This window comes from Neobacillus sp. Fa239 (assembly GCF_055395235.1).
Genome location: NZ_AP041611.1, coordinates 3,972,091 through 3,990,047, shown reverse-complemented (window position 1 = coordinate 3,990,047; position 17,957 = coordinate 3,972,091). Strand labels below are relative to the sequence as shown.

The window sequence follows — 17,957 nt, the reverse complement described above, 5'->3', positions numbered from 1 at the left end:
GAGGTACCTTCAAATGATTGAAATCAAGAAGCTCACGAAGCAGGCTGACAATAAGCTGATATTAAGGGGGATAGACCTCTCCATAAAAAAAGGAGAAACTGTTGCCATCCTCGGGCCAAACGGGGCAGGTAAAAGCACCCTTTTAAAGGTCCTGGCAAACTTAATTAAACCTACATCAGGAAATGTGAAAATAAATGGATTGGACTTAAAAAAGGAACATATTCAAATAAAAAAGATTTTGGGTTACTTACCCCATTCCAGTTTGCTTTACGATCATTATTCCCCATTAGATAATTTAGTTTTCTATGGTAAGTTGTACGGTATTAATAATGTTGAAAAAAGGGCTGTTGAGCTCGTGAAAGAAGTGGGCTTATCCTTCTTCTTAAATGAGCCAGTCAAGAACTTTTCCCGCGGAATGATTCAAAGAATCGCGATTGCCCGTGCTATCATCCATGATCCGGAAATTTTATTATTGGACGAACCACATACAGGATTGGATCAAGGTGCCATTTCGATCCTTAATAATGTAATCCTTTCTATGAAGGAAAAGGGAACCACAACCTTGATGGTTACACATGATTTTAAGCAGGCTGCTGAAATTTGCGACAGAATCATTATCATTAAAAACGGAAAAATGGTGGATGACTTCAAAATTGAAGATCATTCTTTAAGCAGAGTTTCCCAAAAATACGAACTGCAAGTGGAGGGAGTTTCATGAATCTATTTCGGACCGCCCTCGAACTTGCAAAAAAAGATTTACTATCCGAATTAAAAACAAAACAAGTATTAGTTACAATGATTATTTTCGCAGGGCTTGTCATCTTAGTATTCAGCTTTGCGTTTGACCCAGCCAATAATACGACCAAAGCTGTTATACCCGGAGTAGTTTGGGTCATCATCGTCTTTTCCGGGATACTCGGACTGAATCGGTCGTTCATATCAGAGCAGCGGAACGATACGATGCAAGGGCTGCTGGTCGCTCCAATGGAGGCGCAAAGTATCTTCCTAGGCAAGTTTCTTGCAAATTTCACCATGATTTTGATTGTTGAACTAGTCTCGATTCCATTTTTGTTTTTATTATTTGATTTTCATATGATCGGCAGCATTCCATATTTTATTTTAGTCATTTTCATAGGCAGCTTTGGTTTTATTGGAATAGGAACCTTCCTGGCCGCTTTGGCGGCAAACTCAAAAAGTAGTGAAATGTTGCTGCCTTTATTGCTTTTTCCTATTACAAGTCCAATCTTAATTGGAGTTACGCAGGCAACGAAAATTATTTTAACGAATATGGAAAAATTATCGAGTGCGCTGGCATGGGTACAACTGGTCACTGCCTATGATGTTATCTTTTTTGTCCTATGTTTTTTACTAATTGATTATGTATTGGAGGTATAGGAGATGAGTATGAATCTAGAGAAAGAGCAAGCGACGCTGCCTACGTATGTTTCGGAGCAAGCGACTAGCTCATCCTTGGTGCCGAAAATTTTGTTCGGCGGGACCGTAGTTACTGTTCTTGCAGCAATCTATCTAATCTTTATGTATGCCCACATTGAAAAAACGATGGGTGTTGTACAAAAAATCTTTTATATTCATGTCAGCTCGGCATGGGTGGCGTTTTTGGCCTTCTTTGTAACCTTTATTTTTAGTATTTTATATATCGTTAAGCGCAAAAGGATTTTTGATACGTATGCATATGTGTCAGCGGAAATCGGAATTGTCTTTACCAGTATTGTTTTAACGACTGGTCCGATTTGGGCGAAATCATCCTGGAATACATGGTGGTCTTGGGAACCACGTTTAACAACGACTTTGATTCTCTGGTTTATTTATATGGCTTATGTGATGATTCGTCAAATGGATGGAGTTTGGGAGAAAAAAGCAAGGCTTGCAGCAGTTTTTGGTATCCTCGGGTTTGTTGATGTACCAATCGTTTTCTTTGCTATTCGCTGGTGGCAAACCAAATTTCATCCTATCGTTTTTGGCAACGGCCCTTCCCAGCAAGGCGGCGGAATTGAAGGCAATATGATGGTAGCGCTATTGGCAACACTTACGGCTTTTACTTTCTTTTATGCTTATCTGCTGGGTCGTGGAGTATCCTTTCATAATATGAAAATTAAAGTTAACCAATATAAAGAAAAATTACGTGACGAATTGGAAAAATAGGAGGAATTTAAAATGGGCTTCGTATATGGTGCATATTCAGTTTCTTGGGTTATCATTTTCAGTTATTTATTAATCGTTGGAAAGCGGCACACCAAGCTTAAAAAAGAAATTGAATTTCTAAAACAATTAGATAAGTAAAAATGAATAGGCCTGGTTTTCTTAACAGGCCTTTATAACTTTTGTCAGGGGGTTCTGAGATGAACCAGCGTATCATCAAATCAATCGTTATGATTCTATTAATAGGGTTGTTTGGCTTTTTTGCTTATAGTTTAGTCAGTCATGCCAAGCATACGGATGTTGGCGATAAAGCCTACAATTTCGACTTGCCAAATTTGGATGGCAGCAATACAAAGCTTTCAGATTTTCGTGGTCAAATGGTCGTTTTAAATTATTATGCAACATGGTGTGCCCCATGCAAGGATGAGGCTCCAGAAATTCAAGCTTTCGCAAAGGATTACGGCAGTAAATATAAACTTGTCATGATTAATAGAGGCGAAACAAAGGATGATGTGAAGGCATTTCTTAAAAAATATCAATCTCCTGCCACTTATGTATTTGATTATAATGCGAAGGTTTCAAAAGTTTATAATGTTACAGGACAGCCTGAGACTTTTGTTATCAATAAACAAGGTATAATAAAAGAACACTATGATGGCCCGCTTACGGAAATGGAATTATATAATATGGTTAAAAAATATGATAATTAATAAAAAGGCTCTGTTAAACTAGGGTGTTGATTGCAGCGAAGTGGCCTCGATTTCCGCGGGGAGGTCCGGGACCCTCCTCGGCGCTCTAGGGGCCTGCAGGGTCTCCCGTGACCTCTTCATCCCGCAGGACATTGAATAAACTTCCTCGAGTTTTCACCGCACGAAGAAAATGCGTTAGCATTTTCGAGGAGGAGAGCGCCCTCCGCTCCAATCAACGGTTGTAAAAAATCAACATTCGCTTTTAACACAGTCAATAAAAAGGATTGACCCTCATTTTATGTGGTTCAATCCTTTTTATATTGGAAATCTGCTGAAATACTACCTTTGATTTGCAATTGACCCGGCTCAAATTGAGTGGAGGTGACACCTTTAACGTATGTCATCTGTGGCTGTAGGATGGGTTGGATCGTGCTTCCCCCTTCTTCAACCAAAATAGGAGTTGGGTCAAGCGTGACTCTTATCGAACTGGCAATTGTTTTGGCTTTTTCGATAGCATTGTAAACTGCTAATGATAAAGCTTTTTGATAATAATAATCCTTGTGTTTTGATGTGAACTGTACATTTGAAACATAGTTTCCTCCGTTTTGCACTGCTGTATCTACAATATTTCCGATTTTTGACAAATCTTCTATTTTCACCTGAAGAATATGTGAGATTTTATATCCTCGAAAAATCTGTTTTCCTTGCTCATAATCGTAGTCTGAATCTATCCGGTAATCGAAAGTTTGAAGTAGATTATTAGGAATCCCCAGAGAACTAAGAGCTTGAATGACCTTATTCATTTCCGCAGAATTTTTTTGTTGGGCATTAATTAATTCCTTATTTTCGGTTATAACTCCAATGTTCACTGATGCTGTATCAGGCTGAATGGCCAATTCTCCATCACCCCTTACCTTAATCAACGGAATATCATTATTTGGCTGTGTATACAATATTTGTTTCCCCCTGCATATTTTCTTCTTTTAAAATACGGCCGAATTGGCGGAAGTATTCCTTTTTGGTTCTATCATTAGTACCAAAAAAATAGAATAAAAGCATATTTTGAAAGACTGTCTGATTTTGAAAGTCATATTGCGTACAAGCAGGCATACATTTTAAATAATGAGATACCGAACAACAAGGAGGAGGAACCTTTGTGGAAATGATCCTGAAATTTTTACCGAAAAATATTGTAGAAGCCATCGGCCAGCTCCCTCCTAAACAAATTAAAGAATTGGAAGAAATTCGAATCCGAATCAACAGGCCGATCGAATTGTCGCTGAGGGGTGAACCCAGGTTTTTATCGTACATTATACAGCCTGAGGATGCTGTTCATCTATTGAATAAAATAAGCCATTTCTCTATTTATACCCTTGAGGAAGAGCTTAAACAAGGGTTTATTACTGTTTCTGGCGGACATCGGATTGGACTAGCCGGCAAGGTCATTCTTGAGGGCGGAAAAGTAAAGGCGATTAGAGATATTTCCTCTTTTAATATTCGGATTGCCAAGGAAAAAGTGGGAATTGCTGAAGGCTGTATTCCTTATATTTTCAATCGGAATTGGCTGAATACAATGTTGATTGGGCCGCCGCAAACAGGAAAAACAACCTTGTTACGAGATATTGCCAGAATTATTTCAGCAGGAAACCATGAAAGAGGGATTCCTGCCAGTAAGGTTGGAATTGTGGATGAGCGCTCTGAAATTGCCGGATGTGTCAATGGAATTCCCCAGTTAACCTTTGGTCATCGCTTAGATGTTTTGGACGCCTGTCCAAAGGCGGAAGGAATGATGATGATGATTCGCTCAATGAGCCCAGATGTCCTTATTGTCGATGAAATCGGGCGCAAGGAAGATGCAGCAGCTATTCAAGAAGCCGTTCATGCTGGAATCAGACTAATTATGACTACACATGGGACTAGCCTCGAAGAGATAAAAAACAGGCCAACCTTAAAAGATATACTTGACCAAAAAATATTCCAGCGCTTCATTGTCTTAAGCAGGAAAGATGGACCTGGAACCGTTGCACATATTTTGGATGCCAGCGGTAAGGAAATTCATTTTAAAGCGAGAGTGACTTAAATGATTAAGCTCCTCGGTGCCGTAATTATCATAATCGCAACGACATGGACAGGATTTGAGGCTTCAAAGAACCTAAGTGCAAGGCCGAAGCAGCTAAGGATGCTCCGTTCGGCCTTACAATCGCTGGAAGCGGAAATCATGTATGGCCATACGCCATTACATGAAGCAGCAAGGAGACTTTCCAGCCAGCTTTCAAAACCTCTCTCATCTTTTTTTGATTCATTTGCTAAAAAGCTGACAGATACCGAAACAACAGTAAAAGAAGCCTGGGAAACCAGCTTAAAGGAAGTTTGGAAAAAAACGGCATTAAAACAGGGTGAATTTGAAATCATGAAGCAATTTGGAGAAACCCTTGGCCGCCATGACCGCATTTCTCAACAAAAACATATTATGCTGACTCTTACTCATTTAGAGCGAGAAGAGGCGGATGCAATTCAAAACCAAGCCAAATACGAAAAAATGGTGAAGAGTCTGGGATTCTTATCAGGATTGTTACTGTCTATTTTATTATTCTAGGGGGAAATGTGATGGGTCTAGATGTGGATATTATTTTTAAAATTGCCGGGGTGGGAATTGTTGTCGCATTTTTGCATACTGTACTCGATCAAGTTGGAAAAAAGGAGTATGCCCAGTGGGTGACGTTGTTCGGGTTTATTTATATATTATTTCAGGTAGCCTCCATTGTGGATGATCTTTTCCAAAAAATAAAATCAGTATTCTTGTTTCAATAGAAAGGAGGGCTCTGCCATTGAAATCATCAAAATAGTGGGCTTGGCCCTCGTAGCTACTTTTCTTGCCCTAATTGTTAAAGAGCAGAAACCCAATTTTGCCTTTTTGTTAATCGTATTTGTAGGCTGTACCATTTTTCTTTTCTTAGTGGACAAAATTTATGAAATTATTAACATGCTTGAGAAACTGGCCGTGAATGCAAAAGTAAATATGGTTTATGTTGAGACGATTCTTAAAATCATTGGTATCGCCTATATCGCTGAATTTGCATCACAAATTACGAAGGACGCGGGTCAAGGTGCCTTAGCCTCCAAAATAGAATTAGCGGGAAAAATTTTAATTCTTGCTATGGCAATTCCCATTCTAACAGTAATGATTGAAACGATTATAAAACTGATCCCCAGCTAGTTAAGAAGAGGTGAAGAAATGAAGCAAAGGCTGCAGTTCCTACCTATAATTATTCTCATGTTCCTTTTTTTGAATATTCCAGTTGCCCATGCAGCTTCTGAAGAAACCAAAGAAACCTCTAAGCCTCTCTCACCACAAGAATTGGTAAATTCCCAACTGAAAACAATGGATTTAACAGAGCTTAAACAGTATTGGGAGGATATCCTCAATAAATACGGGGGATTCCTGCCGGAAAGCCAAAAAGGCAGTCTTTATGATTTTATTAAGGGAGATAAAAAATTTTCATTTTCACAATGGGGACAAGGGATCTTAAAGTTTGCTTTTCAAGAGTTTGTCGCTAATGGGAAACTGCTTGGTTCATTGATCATGCTGACAGTATTCAGTATGTTTCTCCAATCGATGCAGAATGCTTTTGAAACAAGTGCGGTTAGCAAGGTTGCCTATGCAATTGTTTATATGGTCCTCGTGATTATTGCTTTAAATAGTTTTCATATTGCAATCAATTATACGAATGAAGCCATTGGAACGATGATATCGTTTGTCCTTGCTTTGATTCCACTATTACTTGCCCTGATTGCGGCTTCGGGCGGGCTGGTATCAGCGGCTTTCTTCCATCCTGTCATTCTTTTTTTAATGAATATGAGCGGCATGTTTATGCAGTATATTATCCTTCCGCTCCTTTTCTTAGCTGCGTTATTAAGTGTGGTCAGTACGATGTCTGACCAGTATAAAGTGACCCAGCTTGCCCAGCTTATCAGAAACTGGAGCATTGGCCTGATGGGATTATTCTTGACGGTTTTTCTTGGAGTGATCTCGGTACAAGGTGCATCTGCAGCCGTAACAGATGGCGTCACGATTAGAACGGCAAAATTCATTACCGGCAACTTCATTCCGGTCATTGGACGAGTCTTTACTGATGCCACTGATACGGTAGTGAGTGCTTCAGCGCTTTTAAAAAATACAGTTGGGATAGCCGGAGTTGCCATCCTCTTAATCATTGTAGCCTTTCCAGCCATCAAAATATTAATGATCGCCTTTATTTATAAATTTGCCGCCGCGATCTTACAGCCATTGGGTGGCGGTCCGATCATTTCCTGCCTGGATATTATCAGCAAAAGTGTCATCTATGTGTTTGCGGCACTTGGAATTGTGTCACTCATGTTTTTCTTAAGTATAACGGTAATTGTGGCTGCTGGTAATTTGACCATGATGATGAGATAGGGGGGAGAAATATGGATTTTTTAAAAGAATGGGTCATGAACATAATTCTTTTTATCCTTCTAGCGACAATAATCGATATGCTCCTGCCTAATTCCAGCATGCAAAAATATACAAAAATGGTAACAGGTCTGCTCTTGATTGCGATTATTCTGACACCTATTTTTAAATTAATTTCCGGAAACTTTGAAACCGCGCTTGCTCAAGTTCCGTCATTTACCTCTTCCGAAGGAAAAAATATGAAAAATTTAATAGATTTAAAGAAAAAAGAAATACAAGACTCACAACATGCATATATTGAAGATGAAATGGCTGTCCAGCTTAAAAAGGATGTCGAGAAGGAGTTGATGAATCAATACGGATTGGAGATTGAAAAAATAGATATTGCTACAGATGAAAAAAGTGACCAAGCTTTCCCTGAAAACCTCCAAAAGGTTACGGTTCTTTTGAAGCATCCTGACAGCTCTGTTCAGACAGTCGAAGCCATTAAACAAATTAACATAAATACAGAAAAACCTCTTCCTTCCAAAGGAACAGCAGAAAATACAGCAAAGGTTGCAGAATTTTTATCGCAAAAATGGAATGTAACAGTAAAAACTCTCGATGTCACAATTGAAGGGGGGAGTGATGACCAGAATGGATAAAAACACAGGGCCATTTTCATGGTTGAAAAAACGGATCAGTATGGATGGAAAATCGGAAAAGAAAGCCGGGAAATACCAGTATATGCTGCTTGTCCTCTGTATTGGTGCGGCTTTCATGCTCGCAGGGAATATCTTATTTAAAAGCAAACCGGAAGCACAAAATATACCTGCAACAGCCAGTGGGAAAACTAGCGCAAGTGATGTCCCTGCGTTCGGAATGAAAAAATCTTCCGGTAATAACACGATTACAAATTATGAACAAGCATATGAAGAACAGCTCAAGAAAGCTTTGGAAGACATGCTCGGGGGTGGAAATGTTACAGTCGTTGTCAACCTTGATTCAACAGATCAAAAGATTTTGGAGAAGAATAGGACGACGAAAACGCAAACGACGGATGAAACAGACCAAAATGGCGGCCAACGTAAAGTGGTTGATTCTTCTACAGATGAACAGCTAGTGATTACTCGAAATGGAGATCAAGAGAGTCCGATTGTTATAGAAACAAAGAAACCAGAAATCCGCGGCGTCCTTGTGGTGGCAAAGGGTGCAGATGATATTCAAGTAAAAAGCAGGATTGTTGAAGCTGTTACAAGGGTTTTAGGAGTACCCAGCTACCGTGTCGCCGTGATGCCTAAAAAATAAGAGGGGGACTTATTAATGCTTTTGAAAAAACAAACAGTATGGTTATTAACGATGTTAAGTTTAGTAGTTGTTTTATCAGTTTACTATATTACTTCACCAGAACAGAAGAAAAGTGATTTGGCTGCAGTCGAACAAAAGGCAAAAAATCAGGTTGCCCAAAAACAGACAAATGCAAAATCAACTGATAACAGTGGAAAAACAACTATTTCTCAAATTTCCAGCAATGATGAGTTTGAAGCCCTTCGCTTAAAGCTAGAAGAACAGAGAAGTCAATTAAGAGATGATTTGACCTCTGAAGTGGCTTCTACCGATCTTACTCCAGATCAGCGAAGCAAGGCCTATGACCAAATGCAAAATTTAAATAAAATTGCTCAACAGGAAGATATTCTTGAAACATTAATCAAAACTATGGGTTATGATGACGCCCTTGTAAGAGCTGACGGCTCTCAAGTAAGAGTGACTGTTTTATCTAAGAAAAAGCCATCAGCATCTGCAGCAAATAGTATCATTCAGCAGGTTAAAAAGGAAATGGGTGAAACGAATTACGTCTTAGTTGAATTTCAGAATGCAAAATAATTCACTAAAAAGGAAGGTCAACCGACTTTCCTTTTTCATTTTCAGACTAATTTTTTTATAAAAAGGGAATTATAACCATTTATACTGAATCAAACTGAATTTAGATTGTTGAACTTTAATAAGAAATTATCGTATAGTATTAATAGTTAGTCACAAATGAAGAGTCCAAGGAGTGTTACTTGATGTTAAAAGTACAAGAAATTCGCGAATTGATAAAATTAGTTGACCAATCAAGTATTGATGAATTTGTTTACGAAAACGAAGGCTCAAAAATACAAATGAAAAAGAATGCTGCAGCAACGGTAGCATCTGTACAGCCTGTGATTCAAACTGCTGCACCGGTTGCACCTGCCGTTCAAAGCGTACCGGTTCAAGAAGTAACTCCTGCAGTGGCTGTTAAAGAAGTAACCCAGGAAACAGCAAAACCGGAAGCTGGAGCAGATGTCTCCAACTTGCACAAAATTACTTCACCAATGGTTGGAACATTTTATGCGTCACCAACTCCTGATTCAGATATTTATGTGAAGACGGGGTCAAAAGTATCCAAGGATTCGATTGTCTGTATTGTTGAGGCAATGAAATTATTCAATGAAATTGAAGCAGAAGTAAATGGTGAAATTGTAGAAGTTCTTGTAAAAAATGGACAATTAGTAGAATATGGACAGCCATTATTTTTAGTTAAGCCTGAATAAGGAGCGATAAAATGATTAAAAAACTGTTAATTGCAAACCGGGGAGAAATTGCAGTAAGAATTATTCGGGCATGCAGAGAAATGGGTATTGAATCAGTTGCTGTTTATTCTGAAGCAGACCGTGAAGCCCTCCATGTCCAGCTTGCCGATGAAGCTTATTGCATTGGCCCCACTTTATCTAAAGAAAGCTATTTAAATGTTACCAATATTGTCAGTGTGGCAAAATTGACAGGCTGTGATGCTATTCACCCAGGATATGGATTTTTAGCTGAAAATGCTGATTTTGCCGAGCTATGCCGTGAATGTAATATCACCTTTGTCGGCCCTAGTCCTGAAGCGATTACAAAGATGGGCACAAAGGATATTGCACGAGAAACAATGCGAGAAGCGGGTGTCCCAATTGTTCCTGGTTCTACAGGAATTATCAATGACATTGAGGAAGCACTGGAATTAGTTGAAAAAATTCAATATCCTGTCATTATTAAAGCAACTGCTGGCGGCGGAGGAAAAGGGATCCGTGTTGCGAAAAATGAACAAGAACTAATTAAAGGTATCAATATCACCCAGCAGGAAGCATTAACGGCTTTTGGGAATCCAGGTGTTTACATAGAAAAATATATTGAGGATTTCCGCCATGTTGAAATCCAAGTGCTTGCAGACAATTATGGAAACACGATTCATTTAGGTGAAAGAGACTGTTCAATCCAACGAAGACTTCAAAAGCTTCTGGAAGAGAGTCCATCGCCTGCCTTAGACGGCGAGATTCGTGAAGAAATGGGTAGTGCAGCTGTAAAAGCTGCAAAAGCTGTTGATTATTCTGGCGCAGGCACGGTAGAATTTATATATGACTACCGCAATCGGAAGTTTTATTTTATGGAAATGAACACCAGGATTCAAGTGGAACACCCTGTTACTGAATTGGTCACGGGCATTGACCTGGTCAAAGAGCAAATTCGCGTAGCAAACGGTGAGCGACTATCCATTAGTCAAAAGGATGTAACTTTTACCGGTTGGGCAATTGAATGCCGAATTAATGCTGAAAATCCAGAAAAAAACTTCATGCCATCAGCGGGTAAAATCAATATGTACCTGCCACCTGGAGGATACGGTGTTCGAATCGATTCTGCTGCATATCCGGGATACACCATACCGCCTTATTATGATTCCATGATTGCGAAAGTCATCACATTTGGTACTAGCAGAGAAGAGGCAATCTCCCGTATGAAACGTGCATTAAGTGAATTTGTTATTGAAGGCATTCACACTACGATTCCGTTTCATTTAAAACTGCTGGACCATGAAAAATTTGTTGAAGGGCAATTTAATACGAAATTTCTAGAATTGCATGATGTGATGAAGAGCCAATAATCTGGAGGTGTTCTTAATGAGTGAGTTTAGTATCTTGGAAATGGAACAAGGGAATATCGGTCAGGGTAAAGTGGAAATTGCACCTGAGGTAATTGAGGTTATTGCTGGTATTGCCGCTTCCGAGGTAGAGGGAGTTGCCGGAATGCGCGGCAACTTTGCATCAGGAGTTGTCGAACGATTAGGGAAAAAGAATCATGGCAAGGGTGTTAAAGTAGAGTTATCCGAGTCAGGAATTAAAGTGGATGTCTATTGCTTAATGAAATTTGGAGTTTCCATTCCAACCGTCGCAGGGAAAATTCAGGATAATATTCGCCAAGCCTTGATTAATATGACCGCCTTAGATGCAGAAGAAGTTAATATCCACGTCGTCGGCATCCAATTTGAAAATCAAAAAAATGAACTCGAAATAGAACAAGAAATATAAAAATAAAAACCAGAGGATGAAAAGTCCTTTGGTTTTATTTTTTAGGGAATAGTGCGATTCGATTTTAGTTGTGCTATTATCTTTTTATGTGCTTATCGTCTGGTTAATTTAATACCTAATAATAAAGATTAAGTATATCAAAATCTCTAAAGGAGTTAACAGGATAATGAAAAGAAGAACGGCAAGGGAAAAAGCATTACAGGCTCTCTTTCAAATTGATGTAAGCCAAGCAGACCCAGCCTCCGCATTGGAGCATGTTTTAGAAGGGGAAGCTGGAGACGATTATTTAACAAAACTTGTTTTTGGGGTCGTTGAACAAAAAAATGAAATCGATCAGTTAATAAAAGAAAATCTTGAAAAATGGTCGATGGACCGCTTGGCAGTTGTGGACCGAAACCTGCTTAGAATCGCTGCCTTTGAATTATTATTTGCTCGTAATGAAGTCCCTGAAAATGTTATCTTAGATGAAGCAATTGAAATCGCCAAAATATACGGCGACGACCAATCAAGCAAGTTTATAAATGGAGTCCTTTCAAAAGTAAAACAGAAACTTGTCAATGGTTAAATCGCTTCGAATAAAATTTAAATAAAATATGTCCTTATCTATTTTTATTTCACTTCTTTTCCGTTAGATTGCGGACAAAAAAAGAAGCTAAATATATAATGGATAAGGGCAGTTTTATGTTGCAAATAAAATATAACTCTAAAGGAGTTAGTTATGCAGGAACAAAGGTATCTTTCTGTTAATGCGTTAACCAAATACATAAAAAGAAAATTTGATGCAGATCCTCATTTGCTTAATATTCATGTTAGAGGTGAAATTTCAAATTTTAAGCAGCATTCAAGCGGACATATGTATTTTACATTAAAGGATGAAAAAGCAAGGATTCTTGCGGTCATGTTTTCGAGTCATTCTCGAACAATGAAATTTTCACCTGAAAATGGCATGAAAATTATTGTAAAAGGTGATATCACTGTCTATGAACCAAGTGGGCAGTATCAAATTTATATAAAAGAAATGCAGCCTGACGGTATTGGTGAATTATTTTTAGCCTACGAACAATTAAAGCAAAGGCTGGAAGCGGAAGGCTTATTTGCTCTCGAAAAAAAGAAGGCCATTCCCTCCTTTCCGAAAACAGTTGGAGTCATCACATCCCCGACCGGTGCCGCCATCCGCGATATTATCACAACGATCAAAAGAAGATTCCCGGTGGTGAACATTCTTGTTTTTCCTGCCCTTGTTCAAGGTGACCATGCTGCACCTTCAATTGTGAAAGCAATCGAACAGGCCAACATGCTTAAATCAATCGATGTCTTGATTATAGGGCGCGGAGGAGGTTCAATAGAAGAGCTTTGGGCTTTTAATGAAGAAAGTGTTGCCCGTGCTATCTTTGCTTCAACCATTCCAATTATTTCAGCTGTAGGTCATGAAACCGATTTTACCATAGCGGATTTTGTTGCAGATTTAAGAGCACCGACGCCAACTGCTGCAGCAGAACTGGCAGTTCCGCACATTGATGAACTAATGGAGCGATTACTTCAGCGGCAAACCCGGTTACTCCGGGCAATGAAGGAAAAACTACGTCAGGAAAAAGTACGGTTGAATCGTGTTCAGAAATCTTACGCTTTTCGCTATCCACATCGCCTGTATGAGCAAAAGCTAGAACAGCTTGATAAATTAACGGAAATGCTCGGTCGTGGAGTATCTCGCTTAACCTTGCAAAAAAAAGGGCAGCAAGAAATTCTATATAAAAGGTTACAGCGCAATCATCCACGCGAGCTATTGCAGAATGCAGATAAACGTTACAATCTTACACAAAAAGAATTCAATCGGGCCATGCTTCAAATTCTTGAAAAAAAACAAACCGATTTTGATTTTCTTGTTTCAAAATTACAAGGTTTAAGTCCTTTGAAGATTATGGAACGCGGCTATAGTCTGGTTTATACAGATGATTCCAAGCTAGTAAAAAGCATCAATCAAGTGAAAAAGGATGATCCGCTGCAAATTCAATTAACGGATGGCAGCCTACTATGTAAAGTAGAAAAAATAAAGGAGAGCAGCTCCAATGACAGATGAAAAAATAATTTCCTTTGAAGAAGCAATGAATAAATTAGAGCAAATTGTGGATAGGCTTGAAGAAGGGGATGTTCCATTAGAAGAGGCTATCGCTTTTTATAAAGAAGGAATGGAATTGTCCAAGCTATGTCATGATAAATTGAAAAACGTTGAAGAACAACTAACGCAAATTATTACGGAGGATGGACGCACCGAAAGTTTTTCCGTTAAAGAGGAGGAATAGGACTTGGGAAACGGGTTACTGGAAGCATTTGCACAAGAATATAAACAGCTGTTGGAAAGCGAGCTGCATACGCTTGTGGGCAGGCTTGAGGCACCTCCTGTTATAAAAGATGCAATGCAATATTCCCTTGAAGCAGGCGGGAAAAGAATTCGTCCTTTATTAGTGTTTGCAACATTGGCTGCTTTTGGCGTGAATCCCCAAAAAGGGTTGCTTGCTGCATCTGCTATAGAAATGGTTCACACCTATTCACTGATCCATGACGACTTGCCAAGTATGGATAATGATGACCTTAGAAGAGGGAAGCCAACGAATCATAAAGTGTTTGGGGAAGCGGTTGCTGTCCTGGCAGGTGATGCTTTATTGACATATAGTTTTGAAGTGATCGGGAAAATACCCGACGAAGCTGTTGCAGCGGATACAAAATTAAAGTTGGTTATGGCTTTTGCAAAAGCCGCAGGTGCAGAAGGAATGGTTGGTGGACAAGTGGCAGATATGGAAGGGGAGGAAAAAGATCTTTCTCTTGAAGAGCTGGAGTACATACATATTCATAAAACGGGTAAGCTTTTGGTCTTTAGTGTTGAAGCCGGTGCGTTAATTGCCGGAGCAAACAAAGACCAAATGGAAAACTTAAAAGCCTTTGCCCATCATCTTGGTCTTGCTTTTCAAATCCAAGATGACATTCTTGATCTGGTTGGAAATCAAGAATTAATTGGCAAGCCCGTTGGTAGTGATATGACAAATCATAAAAGCACATATCCGCAATTGCTCACACTTGAAGGGGCAAAAAAAGCTCTCCAAAACCAAATTGATCAATCGAAGCACTACTTGGAGCAAACAGGTCTGGATACGAAACTCCTTTTAGAAATAACCGACTTAGTGGCTTCAAGAGATCATTAAAAATAAGACTTTGTTAAAAGCGAGCGCGCCCGGAGCGGAATTCCCCCCTCTTAAGTGTAAGATAGACAAAGGTATTTGAGGCAATCATTTAGTTATGATATAATGGTTTTTAATGAAGAAAATGCTCTTAATGCCGTTATCACTTTTCGTGTTAGCGGCTATTTTTTGATAAATAGAATGCAAATCTAAAAAAATATACAACCTAAGACCATCAAGATTATGACGGATAGAAAAAGAAGAATGAAAGTGAGTGGTCCTAAATGGATCTGTTATCAATAAAAGACCCTTCCTTTTTAAAAAGGATGTCCAATAAGGAATTGGAGGTGTTAAGTCAAGAAATACGCCAATTTTTGATTGAAAAGCTGTCTATTACAGGGGGCCACATTGGACCAAATTTAGGTGTTGTCGAATTAACACTTGCGCTTCATAAATGTTTTAATAGCCCGAAAGATAAAATCATTTGGGATGTCGGACATCAGTCCTATGTTCATAAAATTTTAACCGGTAGAGCATGTGATTTCGACACTTTAAGGAAATTTAAGGGCCTTTGCGGATTTCCAAAACGAATTGAAAGTGAACATGATGTTTGGGAAACAGGTCACAGCTCGACTTCCCTTTCGGCTGCAATGGGAATGGCAATTGCCCGCGACTTGAAAAAAGAGAAGTCCTATGTTGTTCCTGTTATCGGTGATGGCGCATTAACCGGCGGCATGGCACTTGAGGCACTGAATCATATTGGTCATGAAAAGAAAGACATGATTGTAATTTTGAACGATAATGAGATGTCGATCGCCCCAAATGTTGGCGCCCTTCATAATATCCTAGGACAATTGCGTACGGCAGGTAAGTATCAGTGGGTGAAAGATGAATTAGAAGTATTGTTGAAAAAAGTTCCTGCAGTTGGCGGTGTTTTAGCGGCTACGGCTGAAAGAGTTAAGGATAGTCTTAAATATCTGTTTGTATCAGGGATGTTTTTTGAAGAATTGGGCTTTACTTATTTGGGTCCAATCGATGGTCATAATTTTGAAGCCTTATTTGAAAATTTAAGCTATGCCAAAAAAACCGAAGGTCCCGTACTTCTCCATGTGATCACTAAAAAGGGGAAAGGTTTCAACCCGGCGGAATCGGACACAAAAGGCACTTGGCACGGAACAGGACCATATAAAATGGACACCGGTGCATTTGTTAAACCTGAAAAAACGCCGCCTCCTGCATGGAGCAGCCTCGTTAGTGAAACGGTTCGAAAACTGGCACGCGAGGATGATCGTATCGTTGCGATTACACCAGCCATGCCAGTCGGCTCCAAGCTTGAAGGGTTTGCAAGTGAGTTTCCGGACCGAATGTTTGATGTCGGTATTGCGGAGCAACATGCAGCCACTGTTGCAGCGGGTTTAGCAACACAAAAAATGAAGCCGTTTTTAGCTATTTATTCTACCTTCCTGCAGCGCGCCTATGATCAGGTTGTCCATGATATATGCCGGCAAAACCTTAATGTTTTTATCGGAATCGATCGCGCAGGCTTAGTTGGTGCAGACGGTGAAACACATCAAGGAGTATTTGATATTGCTTTCTTAAGGCATGTGCCTAATATTGTAGTGATGATGCCGAAGGATGAAAATGAAGGGCAGCATATGGTATACACGGCGCTGAATTATGACGATGGACCAATTGCGATGAGATTCCCTCGTGGGAATGGAGTGGGTGTACCATTGGATTCGAAATTTAAACAGATTCCAATCGGCACATGGGAAGTGTTAAGAGAAGGTGACGATGCGGCGATTTTGACATTTGGTACAACAATTTCATTGGCAATGGAAGCAGCAAAAATTCTTGAGAAACAAGGGATTTCCATTAAAGTTGTCAATGCTCGGTTCATTAAACCATTGGATTCGAAGATGTTAAGTCAATTACTAATTCGAAATATTCCGATCCTTACCATTGAAGAATCCGTGCTGGCAGGAGGTTTTGGCAGCTCAGTTCTTGAATTTGCTCATGATCATGGCTATTACGGTGCTGTCATTGACAGAATGGGGATTCCTGATCACTTTATTGAGCATGGTGATGTCGATTCACTTCTAGAGGAAATCGGATTAACAACAGAGGAAGCGGTTAATCGATTAGGAATCCTTGCACGTAAAAAACAACAAAGGGCATAAATGATGAAAAATAAAGAGCGTTTAGATGTATTACTCGTTGAGCGTGGTTTAGCAGAAACAAGGGAAAAAGCGAAAAGAGCGATTATGGCAGGTCTTGTTTATACAAATGAGGAGCGATTGGATAAACCTGGTGAAAAGGTAAAGGCAGATATTCCTCTTACCGTTAAAGGGAATATGCTGCCATATGTCAGCCGTGGCGGATTAAAGCTTGAAAAAGCCCTTAAAGTTTTTGATGTGTCCGTTTTGGATAAGGTGTTAATTGATATTGGCGCATCGACGGGTGGTTTTACAGATTGTGCCTTGCAAAATGGCGCAAAGATGTCATATGCCCTTGATGTTGGGTACAATCAATTGGCCTGGAAGCTTAGACAGGACGAACGTGTTGTTGTCATGGAAAGGACTAATTTCCGCTATGTAACCCCAGCTGATTTAAACGGGGAAATGCCCAATTTTGCTTCAATTGATGTTTCATTTATTTCTTTAACTTTAATTTTGCCTGTGGTCAAAACACTTCTTGTTCCCGGCGGAGATATCATTGCGCTGATTAAACCACAGTTTGAAGCCGGCAGGGAGCAGGTGGGTAAAAAAGGGATTGTCCGTGATGCAAAGGTTCACTTACAAGTTATTAATAAAATTGTTGATTTTTCTATTCAACAAGGATATACAGTCACGAATCTATCTTACTCACCGATTACCGGCGGAGACGGAAATATTGAATTTCTGCTTCACCTTAAATGGAATGGTGAACAAGAAACTGGGAAGAACCTATTGCCTGTCGACCCCATTGAGGTTGTGAATCAATCTCATCAGGAATTTCATACAAAGCAAACGAATGAAGGATAGGCAGGCCGCTTATCCTTTGTTCTTTTTAAAGAAAGACAGCGCAAGGAGCGGAAATTAACAACCATGTATAAAAGAGCCTAAAGAAAAAATGTACATCTTTAACAAAATCGGCTAACATATGTGTAGAAGCG

Annotated in this window: 23 protein-coding genes; 22 read left to right on the top strand and 1 reads right to left on the bottom strand. The window is 39.4% G+C overall.

Features of this window, described 5'->3' with window-relative positions; translation table 11 throughout:
- The first annotated feature begins 13 nt into the window (after window positions 1-13).
- Genes ACZ5XR_RS19660 through ACZ5XR_RS19640 form a run of 5 tightly spaced genes read left to right on the top strand, consistent with a single transcriptional unit; the run spans window position 14 to window position 2,870 of the window.
- Window positions 14-718: an ABC transporter ATP-binding protein gene (locus ACZ5XR_RS19660; protein ID WP_464498086.1), complete on the top strand. Its 705-nt coding sequence runs from the start codon at window positions 14-16 to the stop codon at window positions 716-718.
- On the top strand, window positions 715-1,395 hold the full coding sequence (locus ACZ5XR_RS19655) for a heme exporter protein CcmB (RefSeq protein WP_464498085.1): 681 nt from the start codon (window positions 715-717) through the stop codon (window positions 1,393-1,395). Before ACZ5XR_RS19660 ends, ACZ5XR_RS19655 begins: the two co-directional genes overlap by 4 nt.
- A 3-nt stretch (window positions 1,396-1,398) precedes the next feature.
- Window positions 1,399-2,163 carry a cytochrome c biogenesis protein gene (locus tag ACZ5XR_RS19650; protein ID WP_464498084.1) on the top strand — a complete coding sequence of 255 codons (765 nt, stop codon included), beginning with the start codon at window positions 1,399-1,401 and terminating at the stop codon, window positions 2,161-2,163.
- Window positions 2,164-2,175: 12 nt separating this feature from the next.
- Window positions 2,176-2,301, top strand: coding sequence for a CcmD family protein (locus ACZ5XR_RS19645; RefSeq protein WP_464498083.1), 126 nt, complete (start codon window positions 2,176-2,178; stop codon window positions 2,299-2,301).
- Between the two features lie 59 nt (window positions 2,302-2,360).
- The gene (locus ACZ5XR_RS19640) at window positions 2,361-2,870 is read left to right on the top strand and encodes a TlpA family protein disulfide reductase (protein WP_464498082.1); all 510 of its coding nucleotides are present in this window, start codon (window positions 2,361-2,363) and stop codon (window positions 2,868-2,870) included.
- A 284-nt stretch (window positions 2,871-3,154) separates the two neighbouring features.
- Here the strand turns inward: ACZ5XR_RS19640 and ACZ5XR_RS19635 are convergent, their stop codons facing one another.
- Window positions 3,155-3,802, bottom strand: a complete 648-nt coding sequence (locus tag ACZ5XR_RS19635; RefSeq protein WP_464498080.1) for an SIMPL domain-containing protein — start codon at window positions 3,800-3,802, stop codon at window positions 3,155-3,157.
- Between the two features lie 203 nt (window positions 3,803-4,005).
- Between ACZ5XR_RS19635 and spoIIIAA the strand changes: the two genes are divergently transcribed.
- From spoIIIAA to ACZ5XR_RS19550, 17 genes are all read left to right on the top strand, one after another.
- Window positions 4,006-4,929: a stage III sporulation protein AA gene (gene spoIIIAA / locus ACZ5XR_RS19630; RefSeq protein ID WP_464498078.1), complete on the top strand. Its 924-nt coding sequence runs from the start codon at window positions 4,006-4,008 to the stop codon at window positions 4,927-4,929.
- Window positions 4,930-5,445: a stage III sporulation protein SpoIIIAB gene (gene spoIIIAB, locus ACZ5XR_RS19625; RefSeq protein ID WP_464498076.1), complete on the top strand. Its 516-nt coding sequence runs from the start codon at window positions 4,930-4,932 to the stop codon at window positions 5,443-5,445. It abuts the gene before it with no gap.
- Between the two features lie 11 nt (window positions 5,446-5,456).
- Complete coding sequence (gene spoIIIAC / locus ACZ5XR_RS19620; RefSeq protein WP_173070597.1) at window positions 5,457-5,660, top strand: stage III sporulation protein AC; 204 nt, start codon at window positions 5,457-5,459, stop codon at window positions 5,658-5,660.
- Between the two features lie 16 nt (window positions 5,661-5,676).
- Window positions 5,677-6,066 (top strand): stage III sporulation protein AD, encoded by a 390-nt coding sequence (spoIIIAD, locus tag ACZ5XR_RS19615; RefSeq protein ID WP_464502384.1) that lies wholly within the window; start codon window positions 5,677-5,679, stop codon window positions 6,064-6,066.
- An 18-nt stretch (window positions 6,067-6,084) separates the two neighbouring features.
- On the top strand, window positions 6,085-7,287 hold the full coding sequence (gene spoIIIAE, locus ACZ5XR_RS19610; protein ID WP_464498074.1) for a stage III sporulation protein AE: 1,203 nt from the start codon (window positions 6,085-6,087) through the stop codon (window positions 7,285-7,287).
- Window positions 7,288-7,298: 11 nt separating this feature from the next.
- Complete coding sequence (gene spoIIIAF / locus ACZ5XR_RS19605) at window positions 7,299-7,928, top strand: stage III sporulation protein AF (RefSeq protein ID WP_464498073.1); 630 nt, start codon at window positions 7,299-7,301, stop codon at window positions 7,926-7,928.
- A complete protein-coding gene (gene spoIIIAG, locus ACZ5XR_RS19600; protein ID WP_464502383.1) occupies window positions 7,921-8,571 on the top strand; it encodes a stage III sporulation protein AG in 651 nt (216 codons plus the stop codon). Before spoIIIAF ends, spoIIIAG begins: the two co-directional genes overlap by 8 nt.
- Before the next feature lie 15 nt (window positions 8,572-8,586).
- A complete protein-coding gene (locus ACZ5XR_RS19595; protein WP_464498072.1) occupies window positions 8,587-9,147 on the top strand; it encodes a SpoIIIAH-like family protein in 561 nt (186 codons plus the stop codon).
- A gap of 182 nt (window positions 9,148-9,329) precedes the next feature.
- Complete coding sequence (gene accB / locus ACZ5XR_RS19590; RefSeq protein ID WP_464498071.1) at window positions 9,330-9,839, top strand: acetyl-CoA carboxylase biotin carboxyl carrier protein; 510 nt, start codon at window positions 9,330-9,332, stop codon at window positions 9,837-9,839.
- Window positions 9,840-9,850: 11 nt separating this feature from the next.
- Entirely contained in the window at window positions 9,851-11,206 is a 1,356-nt protein-coding gene (accC, locus tag ACZ5XR_RS19585; RefSeq protein WP_464498070.1) for an acetyl-CoA carboxylase biotin carboxylase subunit, read from the top strand.
- A gap of 16 nt (window positions 11,207-11,222) precedes the next feature.
- A complete protein-coding gene (locus ACZ5XR_RS19580) occupies window positions 11,223-11,630 on the top strand; it encodes an Asp23/Gls24 family envelope stress response protein (RefSeq protein ID WP_464498068.1) in 408 nt (135 codons plus the stop codon).
- A gap of 166 nt (window positions 11,631-11,796) precedes the next feature.
- Entirely contained in the window at window positions 11,797-12,195 is a 399-nt protein-coding gene (gene nusB / locus ACZ5XR_RS19575; RefSeq protein ID WP_464498067.1) for a transcription antitermination factor NusB, read from the top strand.
- Between the two features lie 153 nt (window positions 12,196-12,348).
- Window positions 12,349-13,707 carry an exodeoxyribonuclease VII large subunit gene (gene xseA, locus ACZ5XR_RS19570; protein WP_464498065.1) on the top strand — a complete coding sequence of 453 codons (1,359 nt, stop codon included), beginning with the start codon at window positions 12,349-12,351 and terminating at the stop codon, window positions 13,705-13,707.
- Window positions 13,697-13,930, top strand: a complete 234-nt coding sequence (locus ACZ5XR_RS19565; protein WP_464498063.1) for an exodeoxyribonuclease VII small subunit — start codon at window positions 13,697-13,699, stop codon at window positions 13,928-13,930. The genes xseA and ACZ5XR_RS19565 overlap by 11 nt, the downstream gene beginning before the upstream one ends.
- Before the next feature lie 3 nt (window positions 13,931-13,933).
- A complete protein-coding gene (locus ACZ5XR_RS19560; protein ID WP_464498062.1) occupies window positions 13,934-14,827 on the top strand; it encodes a polyprenyl synthetase family protein in 894 nt (297 codons plus the stop codon).
- Window positions 14,828-15,087: 260 nt separating this feature from the next.
- A complete protein-coding gene (gene dxs, locus ACZ5XR_RS19555) occupies window positions 15,088-16,983 on the top strand; it encodes a 1-deoxy-D-xylulose-5-phosphate synthase (RefSeq protein ID WP_464498061.1) in 1,896 nt (631 codons plus the stop codon).
- A gap of 3 nt (window positions 16,984-16,986) precedes the next feature.
- Entirely contained in the window at window positions 16,987-17,826 is an 840-nt protein-coding gene (locus ACZ5XR_RS19550) for a TlyA family RNA methyltransferase (protein WP_464502382.1), read from the top strand.
- The last annotated feature ends 131 nt before the right edge of the window (window positions 17,827-17,957 follow it).

Bases quoted from the DNA above. Each gene is read 5' to 3' on its own strand.
- ACZ5XR_RS19660 (WP_464498086.1), top strand. From the start codon at position 14: ATGATTGAAATCAAGAAGCTCACGAAGCAGGCTGACAATAAGCTGATA.
- ACZ5XR_RS19655 (WP_464498085.1), top strand. From the start codon at position 715: ATGAATCTATTTCGGACCGCCCTCGAACTTGCAAAAAAAGATTTACTA.
- ACZ5XR_RS19650 (WP_464498084.1), top strand. From the start codon at position 1,399: ATGAGTATGAATCTAGAGAAAGAGCAAGCGACGCTGCCTACGTATGTT.
- ACZ5XR_RS19645 (WP_464498083.1), top strand. From the start codon at position 2,176: ATGGGCTTCGTATATGGTGCATATTCAGTTTCTTGGGTTATCATTTTC.
- ACZ5XR_RS19640 (WP_464498082.1), top strand. From the start codon at position 2,361: ATGAACCAGCGTATCATCAAATCAATCGTTATGATTCTATTAATAGGG.
- spoIIIAB (WP_464498076.1), top strand. From the start codon at position 4,930: ATGATTAAGCTCCTCGGTGCCGTAATTATCATAATCGCAACGACATGG.
- spoIIIAC (WP_173070597.1), top strand. From the start codon at position 5,457: ATGGGTCTAGATGTGGATATTATTTTTAAAATTGCCGGGGTGGGAATT.
- spoIIIAE (WP_464498074.1), top strand. From the start codon at position 6,085: ATGAAGCAAAGGCTGCAGTTCCTACCTATAATTATTCTCATGTTCCTT.
- spoIIIAF (WP_464498073.1), top strand. From the start codon at position 7,299: ATGGATTTTTTAAAAGAATGGGTCATGAACATAATTCTTTTTATCCTT.
- spoIIIAG (WP_464502383.1), top strand. From the start codon at position 7,921: ATGGATAAAAACACAGGGCCATTTTCATGGTTGAAAAAACGGATCAGT.
- ACZ5XR_RS19595 (WP_464498072.1), top strand. From the start codon at position 8,587: ATGCTTTTGAAAAAACAAACAGTATGGTTATTAACGATGTTAAGTTTA.
- accB (WP_464498071.1), top strand. From the start codon at position 9,330: ATGTTAAAAGTACAAGAAATTCGCGAATTGATAAAATTAGTTGACCAA.
- accC (WP_464498070.1), top strand. From the start codon at position 9,851: ATGATTAAAAAACTGTTAATTGCAAACCGGGGAGAAATTGCAGTAAGA.
- ACZ5XR_RS19580 (WP_464498068.1), top strand. From the start codon at position 11,223: ATGAGTGAGTTTAGTATCTTGGAAATGGAACAAGGGAATATCGGTCAG.
- nusB (WP_464498067.1), top strand. From the start codon at position 11,797: ATGAAAAGAAGAACGGCAAGGGAAAAAGCATTACAGGCTCTCTTTCAA.
- xseA (WP_464498065.1), top strand. From the start codon at position 12,349: ATGCAGGAACAAAGGTATCTTTCTGTTAATGCGTTAACCAAATACATA.
- ACZ5XR_RS19565 (WP_464498063.1), top strand. From the start codon at position 13,697: ATGACAGATGAAAAAATAATTTCCTTTGAAGAAGCAATGAATAAATTA.
- dxs (WP_464498061.1), top strand. From the start codon at position 15,088: ATGGATCTGTTATCAATAAAAGACCCTTCCTTTTTAAAAAGGATGTCC.
- ACZ5XR_RS19550 (WP_464502382.1), top strand. From the start codon at position 16,987: ATGAAAAATAAAGAGCGTTTAGATGTATTACTCGTTGAGCGTGGTTTA.